The organism is Streptomyces sp. NPDC059853, from assembly GCF_042731495.1.
Taxonomy (GTDB): domain Bacteria; phylum Actinomycetota; class Actinomycetes; order Streptomycetales; family Streptomycetaceae; genus Streptomyces.
In genome coordinates this window covers 1-10,203 of sequence record NZ_JBHWJL010000185.1, presented here as the reverse complement: position 1 = coordinate 10,203, position 10,203 = coordinate 1, and the positions used below count along the sequence as shown (strand labels likewise).

9 protein-coding genes and 1 pseudogene are annotated in these 10,203 nt (G+C 73.0%); 4 read left to right on the top strand and 6 right to left on the bottom strand.

Translation table 11 applies throughout. The features are described from left to right. Window positions 1-38 precede the first annotated feature (38 nt). Together ACFV5N_RS18745 and ACFV5N_RS18740 are read right to left on the bottom strand one after the other, a co-directional pair. Window positions 39-758 (bottom strand): DedA family protein, encoded by a 720-nt coding sequence (locus tag ACFV5N_RS18745; RefSeq protein ID WP_385600874.1) that lies wholly within the window; start codon window positions 756-758, stop codon window positions 39-41. Window positions 759-938: 180 nt separating this feature from the next. Then, the gene (locus ACFV5N_RS18740; protein WP_385600871.1) at window positions 939-1,853 is read right to left on the bottom strand and encodes a LysR substrate-binding domain-containing protein; all 915 of its coding nucleotides are present in this window, start codon (window positions 1,851-1,853) and stop codon (window positions 939-941) included. A gap of 109 nt (window positions 1,854-1,962) precedes the next feature. On the opposite strand from ACFV5N_RS18740, the gene ACFV5N_RS18735 reads away from it, so the two are divergent. The 4 genes from ACFV5N_RS18735 to ACFV5N_RS18720 are packed head-to-tail and all read left to right on the top strand — an operon-like array spanning window position 1,963 to window position 7,049. Further along, entirely contained in the window at window positions 1,963-3,084 is a 1,122-nt protein-coding gene (locus ACFV5N_RS18735; RefSeq protein ID WP_385600868.1) for a PrpF domain-containing protein, read from the top strand. Between the two features lie 40 nt (window positions 3,085-3,124). Further along, entirely contained in the window at window positions 3,125-4,231 is a 1,107-nt protein-coding gene (locus ACFV5N_RS18730) for an ABC transporter ATP-binding protein (RefSeq protein WP_385600865.1), read from the top strand. Continuing rightward, window positions 4,228-5,937, top strand: coding sequence for an ABC transporter permease (locus ACFV5N_RS18725; RefSeq protein ID WP_385600862.1), 1,710 nt, complete (start codon window positions 4,228-4,230; stop codon window positions 5,935-5,937). The genes ACFV5N_RS18730 and ACFV5N_RS18725 overlap by 4 nt, the downstream gene beginning before the upstream one ends. After that, window positions 5,934-7,049 carry an ABC transporter substrate-binding protein gene (locus ACFV5N_RS18720; RefSeq protein WP_385600859.1) on the top strand — a complete coding sequence of 372 codons (1,116 nt, stop codon included), beginning with the start codon at window positions 5,934-5,936 and terminating at the stop codon, window positions 7,047-7,049. The genes ACFV5N_RS18725 and ACFV5N_RS18720 overlap by 4 nt, the downstream gene beginning before the upstream one ends. 61 nt (window positions 7,050-7,110) lie before the next feature. Here ACFV5N_RS18720 and ACFV5N_RS18715 read toward each other — a convergent pair whose 3' ends face one another. The 4 genes and pseudogenes from ACFV5N_RS18715 to ACFV5N_RS18700 form a co-directional block, all read right to left on the bottom strand. After that, a complete protein-coding gene (locus tag ACFV5N_RS18715) occupies window positions 7,111-7,953 on the bottom strand; it encodes a hypothetical protein (protein ID WP_385600857.1) in 843 nt (280 codons plus the stop codon). Then, window positions 7,950-9,218 carry a glycosyltransferase family 4 protein gene (locus ACFV5N_RS18710; protein ID WP_385600854.1) on the bottom strand — a complete coding sequence of 423 codons (1,269 nt, stop codon included), beginning with the start codon at window positions 9,216-9,218 and terminating at the stop codon, window positions 7,950-7,952. Before ACFV5N_RS18710 ends, ACFV5N_RS18715 begins: the two co-directional genes overlap by 4 nt. A gap of 91 nt (window positions 9,219-9,309) precedes the next feature. Beyond that, the gene (locus tag ACFV5N_RS18705; protein ID WP_385600852.1) at window positions 9,310-9,672 is read right to left on the bottom strand and encodes an Asp23/Gls24 family envelope stress response protein; all 363 of its coding nucleotides are present in this window, start codon (window positions 9,670-9,672) and stop codon (window positions 9,310-9,312) included. After that, window positions 9,666-10,203, bottom strand: a pseudogene (locus tag ACFV5N_RS18700) (hypothetical protein); the annotation flags it as partial. The pseudogene ACFV5N_RS18700 and the gene ACFV5N_RS18705, both read right to left, overlap by 7 nt.

The following is a 10,203-nucleotide window of genomic DNA, read 5'->3' as shown; positions in this document are numbered from 1 at the left end:
GGTGTCCGCGCGCCGCTGACCCCTGCTACAGACGACGCTCAGCGTCGGGCATGCCGCCCCCGGCCCTCGGCCGGGGGCGCGCTGCTGTCCGGGTCCTGGTGCCCGGCCCCGGACGGGACGGCGCCTGCCGCCCGCTTGCCGGCGCGGTGGGCCCGCCAGAACTCGATCGCGATCGGCAGCACGGACAGCGCCACGATGCCGACCAGCATGAACTCGATGTTGGTACGGACGAACCCGATCTGCCCCAGCGCGGCGCCCAGCAGGGTCACCCCGGCGCCCCACAGCACCCCGCCGATGACGTTGAAGAGCACGAAGGTGCGGTAGTGCATCCGCGCCACCCCGGCGATGATCGGGGTGAACGTCCGCACGATCGGCACGAACCGGGCCAGGACCAGTGACTTCGGGCCGTGCTTGGCGAAGAACTCGCGGGCCTTGGCCACGTTCTCCTGCTTGAAGAGGCGGGAGTCCGGCCGGTTGAAGAGGGCGGGCCCCACCTTTCTGCCGAAGAGATAGCCCACCTGATCGCCGAGCACGGCGGCGATCACGATGAGGGTGCAGACCAGCCACAGCGGATAGTGCAGGTACTGGTCGGTGGCGACCAGCAGGCCGGTCGTGAACAGCAGGGAGTCACCGGGCAGGAAGAACCCGATGAGCAGTCCCGACTCGGCGAAGACGATCACCAGAACGCCGATGAGGCCGAAGGTCGGGATGAGCCAGTCCGGGTCCAGCCACTGCGGCCCGAGAGCAAGAGAAACCATGAGAAGGAAACCCCTGAGGAGAAGCCCGGACACGACAGTCCTGGGCACTCGCCCCAGGCTACCAACGCATGTCGTGCATGGCCCGATTAAGACGTGCTCGACCGGGGAAGGGGTGACAGGTTCGGCACAACCCCTTCACGCCGTCTCCGCCGCCCGGCCCCGACGTGTGTGCGCGGCGGTCTAACGCTCCCGGCGAAGGGCGGCCGCCGCCTCGTGGAAGAGGGATTCCGCCGCCGTCTCCGCCGGGGTCGGGCGGCGGTCGGCCAGGCGGGCCAGCAGGATGCGGCGGGTGGGGGCCGAGGGTTCGAGGGCGATCACCTTGATGCCCGAGCGCAGGTTCGTCAGCGCCAGCCGGGGGGCCAGGGCGACGCCGAGGCCGATGGAGACCATTGCCTGCGCCTCCTGGTAGTCGTGGGCGAAGAAGGCGATCGACGGCCGGAAGCCGGCCGCGTGGCAGCTGCGGGCCAGGACGTCGGCCACCGGGTGCTCGTCGGCGCGGGTGATCCAGTCCTCCCCGCTCAGCTCCGCCATGTTCACCGCGTCCCGGTGGGCCAGCGGATGGCCGTCGGAGACGATCAGCGCGGTGGCGTCGTCCAGCAGCGGGGTGAGGGCGAGCGAGGGGTCGTCCACCCGGCTCCAGTCGTAGTCCCACAGCAGCGCCAGCTGGATCTCGCGGCTCTCCAGCATCGACAGCAGCCCGTCGAGAACGGCGCTGCGCACGACCAGCCGGATGCCCGGATGGGCCTGCGCGAAGCGTCGCACCACGAGCGGCAGCAGCGAGGACCCGGCCGTCGGGAACGAGCCGATCCGCAGTTCGCCCGAGCGAAGTCCGGCGATCTCGTCCAGCTCGGCCGCCGCCGCGCCCAGCTGCCGTCCGATCCGCCGCGCGTGCCGGACCAGCGCTTCCCCCGCCGGGGTCAGCGCCACGCCTCTGGCATGCCGCTCCAGCAGCGGCTGGCCCGCCTCCGACTCCAGCTTTGCGATTTGCTGCGAAACGGCGGACGGGGTGAACGCCATGGCCTGGGCCGCCGCCGTCAGGGAGCCGTGGCCGGCCACTTCGGCCAGCAGCAGCATCCGCCGCACATCGAGTCTCATCGGTCAGCCTTAAGTTCTGCTAAAGGGGTCTCCACTTTTCCGAGATTGTACTGAACCTCCCCGGCGTCCATGCTCGACATCGCTCGGACCAGGTACGGAAGGACGTCGGGTGTTGCGACTGCCAGGAACCCTCATGCGCGGCGGGACCAGCAAGTGCTGGATCTTCGACGCCCGCGATCTGCCGCCCGGTGCCGACCGGCCCGGCGGGCGGCTGGACGAGGTGCTGGCCTCGGCGTTCGGCGCCCGCGACCCGCGCCAGATCGACGGCGTCGGCGGGGCCACCTCCACCACCTCCAAAGCCGCCATCGTATGCCCCTCCACCGAGGAGGGCACCGACGTCGACTACCTCTTCGCCCAGGTCGGCATCGGCACCCCCGGCGTCGAATGGGGCAGCAACTGCGGCAACTGCGCCACCGCCGTCGGCCTGTACGCGCTGCTCAACGGCCTCGCCGTACCGTCCGGGCCGCGCAGCACCGTGGTCCTGCGCAACCGCAACACCGGCGTCCGGCTCTCGGCCACCGTCCCCACCCCCGACGGCACCGTCCCCGAGCTCGGGAGCGCGACGGTGCCCGGCTCCCTCGCCACCGGCGTCCCGGTCGGACTCGGCTTCCGGCACCCGGCCGGGGCCAGCACCGGGGCGCTGCTGCCCACCGGGTCCGGCACCGACCTGCTCGGCGGCGTCCCGGTCACCCTCGTCGACGCCGGTGCCCCCGCCGTCCTGGCCGACGCCGCCGCCCTCGGCGCCACCGGCCTGGAGAGCCCCGAGGAGTTCGCCGGGCTCGTGCCGGCCCTGGCCACCCTGCGCCGGGCCGCCGCGCTGCGGATGGGCCTGGCCACCGAGGCCGACCCGGTCAGCCACGCCGTCCCCAAGGTGGGGGTGGTGGCGGCTCCCGGCGACTACACCACCACGCTCGGTGAGACGGTGCGCATGGCTGATTACGATGTGGCGGTCCGCATGGTCTCCATGCACGCGCCGCACCCGGTCATCGGCCTGACCTCCGCCGTAGCCGTCGCGTCCGCGGTACTGACACCCGGCACGATCCCGGCGAAACTGGCCGGAAACCGACCGTCCGCCACTGTCGTCCGACTGGGAACCCCGGCCGGCGTCGTGGCCGCGGAGGCGGAGACCGACGCCTCGGGCACCGTCCGGCTCGTCACCCTGCACCGAGCCGCCCGGCGCATCGCCACCGCTCACCTTCTCGTCCCCGCACTACTCCAGGAAAGCGTGTGAGCCCCAGCACACCCGCCTTCTGGGCAGCAAAGGAGCTGTCGTGAAAGTCCAGTTGGAGAACATCACCCTCGCCTACGGCGAGGCCACCGCCATCGACCGGCTCAGCGTCACCGTCGAGGACGGCGAGTCACTGGTGCTGCTGGGGAAGTCGGGCTGCGGCAAGACCTCCACCATGCGCTGCGTGGCCGGCCTGGAGACCCCGACCGGCGGCCGGATCACCATCGGCGACACCGTCGTCTTCGACAGCGAACGCGGTATCCGGGTCGCCCCGAACAAACGCAACGTCGGCATGGTGTTCCAGTCCTACGCGGTCTGGCCGCACCGCACCATATTCCAGAACGTCGCCTTCCCCCTCCAGCAGCAGCGGCTGCCCAGGGCCGAGATCCGCGAGCGCGTCGCCGACGTCCTCGACCTGGTCGGCCTCACCGAGTACGCCGAGCGCGGCGCCAGCCTCCTCAGCGGCGGCCAGATGCAGCGCGTCGCCCTCGCCCGCAGCCTCGTCATGCGCCCCAGCGTGCTGCTGCTCGACGAACCGCTCTCCAACCTCGACGCCCGGCTGCGCGACCGGCTGCGCGTCGAACTCCGCGAGATCCAGCAGCGGCTCGGCCTCACCTGCGTCTACGTCACCCACGACCAGTCCGAGGCCCTCGCCCTCGCCGACCGCATCGCCCTGATGCAGGGCGGCCGGATCGTCCAGATCGACCGCCCCGAGAAGATCTACGACGCCCCGTCCTCCGCCGCCATCGCCGACTTCCTCGGCGTCTCCAACATCTTCCCCTGCGCCCCGTCCGGCCCCGGCACCGCCGCGACCACCTTCCGGCTCACCGGGCACGCCACCGAGGTCACCAGCGCCGCCCCCGTCCCCGGCGGCACCGGCGCCACCACCGAGCCCCGCGTCTGTATCCGCCCCGAGGACATCCGGCTCACCGGCGAACCCGCCACCGGCGCCAACAGCTGGCCGGGCCGGGTCGAGGTGGTCAGCTTCCAGGGCTCCTACGTCCGCTACCGGGTCAGCCTCAAGGACGGCCCCGAACTCGACGCCATCGTCCCGCGCCGCGCCACCCGCATGCTGGACGTCGGCGCCCCCGTGTGGGCCTCCGCCGAACCCGACGCCGTCCAGGTCCTGCCGGCGGAGGTGCCCGCATGAGCACCCTGCTGATCAGAATCCGCCGCGGCCTGCCGACCTCCGTCCTGCTGCTGATCCTCGGCGTCCTCGTCATCGTCCCGATGCTGTTCATCGCGCTCGCCGCGTTCAGCTCCGAGATCCCGCGCCCCGGCTCCATCGGCCTGAGCGGGCTCTCCTTCGACAACTTCGCCATCTTCGGGTCCAGCCAGGCACTCGGCGCCGTCGGCAACTCCCTCCTCGTCGCCGGCTCCGCCTCCGTCCTGGCCCTGGCCATCGGCTGCGGACTGGCCTTCCTCGCCGCCCGCACCGACACCCCCGGCCGCCGGTTCCTCTACTTCGCCGGCATCGCCCCGATGTTCCTGCCCTCCCTCGTCGGCGCGCTCGCCTGGTCCCTGCTGGGCAGCCCCGCCACCGGATTCCTCAACCTGCTGCTGCACAGCGCCGGGCTGGACGTCACCGTCAACATCTACAGCATGCCCGGCCTGGTCATGGTCCTGGCGCTGTACTACGCCCCGTACGCCTTCCTCCTGGTGCACGGCGCGCTCTCCCTCATGAACCCCGACCTGGAGGAAGCGGCCTTCGTGCACGGCGGCACCCGCCGCCGCACCCTGCGCCGCGTCACCTTCCCGCTCGCGCTGCCCGCCGTCCTGGGCTCCGGCATCCTCATCTTCGCCCTCACCATGGAGAACTTCCCCGTCGCCCAGGTGATCGGCAACCCGGCCCAGATCGACACCCTGCCCAGCTTCATCTACCGGCTGATGAACGCCTCCCCCTCCCGGGGCAACGAGGCCGCCGCCGTCGCCATCGTCCTCACCGGCGTCCTGCTCATCGTCACCGCGATCCAGCAACGCGCCGTGCTGCGGCGCAAGTTCACCACCGTCACCGGCAAGGGCGTCAAACCCAAGATGGTGCCGCTGGGCCGCTGGCGCTGGCCCGCCTTCGCCGCCGCCTCCCTCTACTTCGTCCTCGCCGTCGTCCTGCCGCTGGGCGCCCTGCTGATCGCCTCGCTCCAGAACTCCCCGTACGTCGCCTCCCTCGGCCAGCTCACCGAACCCGGCGCGCTCTCCTTCTACGCCCTCGGCGAGCTGATCACCTCCGACGACTTCCTCCAGGCCGCCCGCAACAGCGTGCTCACCGCCGTCCTCGCCGGACTCATCGGCACCGCCCTCAGCTTCGGCCTGGCCTACACCGTCTACCGCACGGGCGCCGCCGGCCGCCGGGTCCTGGAGTTCGCCGCCATGGCCCCGCTCGCCGTACCCGCCATCGTGCTCGGCCTCGGCCTGCTGTGGACCTGGCTGGTCGTGCCGCTGCCGGTGTACGGCACGGTCGTGGTGCTGATCGTCGCCTTCCTCGCCGTCTTCCTGCCCCAGGGCTACCGGGGCGTCAGCGCCTCCATCCTCCAGGTGGACCGCGATCTGGAGGACAGCGCCGTCCTGCTCGGCGCCCACCGCACCAAGGCCGTCACCAAGGTCACCCTGCCCCTGATGCGGGTCGGCATGGTCTCCACCCTGCTGCTCCTGCTGATGCTCTGCATGCGGGAACTGTCGGCCGCGCTCTTCCTGTTCACCTCCGACACCCGGCTGCTGTCCATCCTCATCTTCGACAACTACGACAACGGCGCCATGCAGGGCGCCGCCTCGGTGAGCCTGCTCTACTGCGGCGTCATCGGCGTGATCGCCCTGCTGGCCAAGTCCCTGGGAGCACGGACCGTGGACGGTGCCCGATGAGAACCCGCCTCCGTTACGCCCTCACCGCCCTCACCGTCCCGCTCGCCCTGGCCGCCGCCTCCTGCGCCGCGCCACCCTCGGTCGCCGTCGTGGACGCCGAGTCCGCGACCGTCGACACCAGCGACGGCCTGGTGGTGGACGGCGAACGCATCGCCGACGCCGAACTGTTCGAGGCCGCCCGCGCCGAGGGATCGCTCTCCCTCTACAGCGGCTACGTCGAGAACTCCGAGAAGCAGGTGATCGCCGCCTTCGAACGCGACACCGGCATCGAGGTCAACCTGGTGCGGCTGGTGCCCAACCGGCTCGCCGAACGCGTCCTGAGCGAACAGGGCGCCGGCCGGCTCGGCGCCGACGTGGTGCGCACCTCCGACTACGACATCGCCATGCGCATGTACGACGCCGGGGTCTTCACCGGCCACGACGTGCCCGGCGCCGACAGCCTCGACGACACCGTCCGCTACCGGGACGGCGCCTTCTACCGGGTCTTCAACCCGCTGTACACCTTCGCCTACAACACCGTGCTGGTCGACCCCGAGGACGCGCCCACCTCCTGGGAGGAGCTGACCGAGGACCGCTGGCGGGGCCACCTCGGCATCACCCAGGTCGGCGCCGGCGGCTCCTCCCTGACCCTCACCCGCTTCCAGGAGGAACGGCTCGGACCTGACTTCCTGCCCGCCCTCGCCGACCAGCGGCCCCGGATCTTCGACTCCTCCAGCGCCGCCCTGGAATCGCTGGCCCGCGGCGAGGTCTCGGTGGCCACCGCCGTGGTCAGCAGCGTCAACATCGCCGCCGCCAAGAACGCCCCGGTCGAGTTCGTCGTCCCGGAGGAGGGGATGGCCGCCTACGACTACTTCGTCGGCAAGACCACCTCCGCCCGCCACGAGGCGGCGGCCGAACTCTTCCTCGACTGGAACCTGTCCCAGCGCGGGCAGGACGTCTTCCGGCAGATCGGCGAGTTCCCGGCGCGCTCCGACGTCAGCCCGCCCGAGATCCTCGGCCACCAACTGCCCGACGCCGACTCGGGACTCATCGTCCGCATCCCGCCGCAGGAACTGATCGACGCCGCCGAGGCCGACCAGCGGCGCTGGCTGTCACTCTTCGGCTATCTGTGACGACGGCCGCCCCGGGGACGTACCCGCGCGGGTACGCCCCCGGGACGGGCGGCGAGCCGCGTCAACCGGCCCCCGGCGCGTTCACCTCGATCGAGAGATCGTTGTCCACCGTGTAGTACGGGAAGACCCGCTGCCCCGCCACCCGCGTGTGCGGATAGACGAACACCCGCTTGCGCTCCGCCACATCGTCCAGCAGCCGGGAGATCCGGATGCGCGCCGCGGTGGGGGAGGGGAGCAGGAACAGGTCCCAGTACGCGGCGCGCGGCGGCTCCTCCTCCAGCAGCCGCGCCAGCTCCACGGTGAACCGGAGCCCACCCGTGGCGTCCACCCGCACCGGCACCTCGTGCCGCGGCCCGTCCTTGCCCCGGCGGCGCAGCAGCACCCGCGCGCCGTCCGCCACCGCCACCCCCACCGGCCGCGCCGTCACCGTCAGCGTGCCGTCAGCCAGCCGCAGCGAACCCGCCTCCACATGGCCCTCCCGCAGCCAGGCCCGCACCACCAGCGCGCCGTCCCGGTCCGCGTACGGCACCCGCACCGCCAGCGGCCCCGGCCCCGCCGGCAGCGGGCGGTCCACCAGAGCGCGCAGATCCCGCAGCCCGGCCGCCACCGGCGACCGCAGGTCGCCGTCCTCCAGCAGCACCTCCCAGTGGCCCTCCGCCAGCACCCGGTCCCCGGGCAGCCGGGCCCGCACCCGCCCCGGCACCCCCGGCAGCGGCTCCAGCGCGACCACCGTGGCCCCGGCACCCGCCGCCGGACGCAGCCGCAGCACCGGCCGCGCCGTCCCGCCCGCTCCCTCCGGCAGCGGGACGTCGACGGTGAGCACCCCGTCCGCGTCCACCGCGCAGTGGGCCACCGGCCGTGCCGCGCCCGTTTCCTTCTCCGTCCCGGCCGTCGTCGCCGTCACCGCACCCTCCGTGCCGTCTTGAGCGTGGCGGCCCCCGCCGCCCAGGTCAGATCACGTACCGCGTAGCCGCCGCTGAGCACCGCCGCGCCCACCCCGCGCAGCCGCCCGGCCCGGCGCCGCGGCGCCCCGGCCCGCTTGGCGGCCAGCAACTCACCGAACATCGTCTCCGCGTGCTCCACCACCGGCACCGGGTCGAACCGGGCGGCGTTCTCCCGCGCCCGCTCGCCCATCCGCCTCCGCAGCGCCCCGTCCGCCATCAGCCCGGCGAGCGCCCCGGCCAGCGCGGCGCGGTCCCCGACCGGGACGAGCCGGCCGTCCTGTCCGTCGGCGACGATCTCGCCCGGCCCGTGCGGACAGTCGGTGGCGACCACCGGGAGACCGCACCGCATGGCCTCCACCAGCGTCATACCGAACGACTCGAACTCCGAGGTCAGCACGGCGACCGAGCCCTTGACCCACTCGGCCTCCAGCGGCGTGGCCGGGCCCATCAGGAACACCTGGTCGTTCAGGGCGCGCGCGTCGATGAGCCGGCGCAGCGCGTCCCGTTCGGGTCCGTGCCCGTAGATCCGCAGCTGCCACTCGGGGAACCGCCCGGCCAGGTCCGCCCACGCCTCGATCAGCTGGTCGAACCGCTTGACCCGGTGGAGCCGCCCGGCGGCGATCACCACCCGCGCACGGCCCTCTGCCGGCGGGAGGGCGGGCTCGGGCACGCTGTTCGGCAGGGCCTCGACCCGCACCCGGGGCAGCCCCATCTTCCGGCGGTACGCGGCGGCGTCGGCCCGGGTGACGGTGGTGATGCCGTCCAGCCGGGGGTACACGCGGCGCATCACGTTGCGCATCCGGGAGGGGTGGCTGTCCAGGGTCAGATGCTCCTGCGCCACCCGTACCACCCGGTCCGGCGTCTGGAGCGCCAGATGGACGTTCAGCCCGGCGCGGGTGCCGATCGCCACGTCCGCGTCGAGGGCGCCGAGGGCGGCGGCGATCCGTTCGTCCGTCAGCTCGCTGTACTGGGAGCGGCGTGAGTCGCCGGAGGGGAAGACACGCGAGGGCCGCCCGTGCCGGGGATCGTCCTGCTCGGTGGGCAGGTCGACCAGGGACCGCATCCGCACCCGGGGATCGAGCGGGAGATGCGGCTGCTCCCGGTGGCGCAGAACCGAGATGATCTCGACGTCGTGCCGGGGCGCCAGGGCCTGGGCCAGATTGAAGGTGGTGCGGATCGTCCCCCCGATGCCGTAGCCGTTGTGAAGAAGGAAAGAGATCTTCATACCTTTAAAGACAGGCCGGCCGCCCCAAAACGTTGCAGACTTGACCAAAGCATGGTGCGAATGGTGCGAATGGCGGGGAGGAACCGCTCGGTCAGCTGACGTCGGTCACGGTCACCCGGACCGCGACCCGCGCCGCCCAGGACCCCTCCGGGGCCGCGCCGGCCGCGCCCAGCACCTCGGCCACCGCCCCGGTGACCGCCGCCCGCACCGCCCGGGTCACCTCCACCGCCCGGTGGCCGCGTTCGGCCGCCAGCTCGATGTGGACCTCCCAACTGCCCGCCGCCCGGCCGGGCCGCACCCGCACCCCCGCAGGGCGCCGCCCCACCCGGCCGCCGGCCCCGCGCAGCACCTCCGCGAGACCGGGCCGCAGATACGCCACCCCGGAGACCTCGCGCGCCGCGGCTGAAGCGGCCCGCAGCACCCGCTCGGCGACCGGCGGCTCACCGTTCACCACGGGGCCCGCCCGTTCCCGCCGGCCGGCTCCACCAGGTCCATGACCACCACGTCCACCGCCAGCACCTCAAGACCCAGCCGCTCGTCGGCGGCCCGCGCCACCGCGTCCCGTACCGCTTCCGCCAGCCGCGGAACCGTCCATGTCATCGCGGCCACCACCTCGATCCGTACCCGCACCGGGCCGCGCTCCGGCGCGCCGTGGCCGCCCGCGCCCACCGGGGCGATCCGGCAGCTGCCCGCCGTGACCTCGGGCAGCGCGTCCACCGCCGTGCGGAACACCTTCGCCGCCGCCGCCTCCACGATCCACGCGTCCTCGTCCGGCTCGCCCAAAGGCAGCGTACGCCCCGGGCGCAGTTCCATCCGCACGATGTCCATCACGGTGGACACCGACAGCTCGCGGGGCGGTGCCGCCGCCTCGCGCGCCCGCGAGCGCGTCACGAAGTCCTCCAGCGCGTGCAGTTCGGCGAGCGCCGCCGCGCAGTGCGGGCACTCCGGCGGGTGCCCGGCCGGCGGCACCCACGGTCTGCCGGGG

Coding starts and splice junctions, on each gene's coding strand:
- ACFV5N_RS18745 (WP_385600874.1), bottom strand. CDS start 758: ATGGTTTCTCTTGCTCTCGGGCCGCAGTGGCTGGACCCGGACTGGCTC.
- ACFV5N_RS18740 (WP_385600871.1), bottom strand. CDS start 1,853: ATGAGACTCGATGTGCGGCGGATGCTGCTGCTGGCCGAAGTGGCCGGC.
- ACFV5N_RS18725 (WP_385600862.1), top strand. CDS start 4,228: ATGAGCACCCTGCTGATCAGAATCCGCCGCGGCCTGCCGACCTCCGTC.
- ACFV5N_RS18720 (WP_385600859.1), top strand. CDS start 5,934: ATGAGAACCCGCCTCCGTTACGCCCTCACCGCCCTCACCGTCCCGCTC.
- ACFV5N_RS18710 (WP_385600854.1), bottom strand. CDS start 9,218: ATGAAGATCTCTTTCCTTCTTCACAACGGCTACGGCATCGGGGGGACG.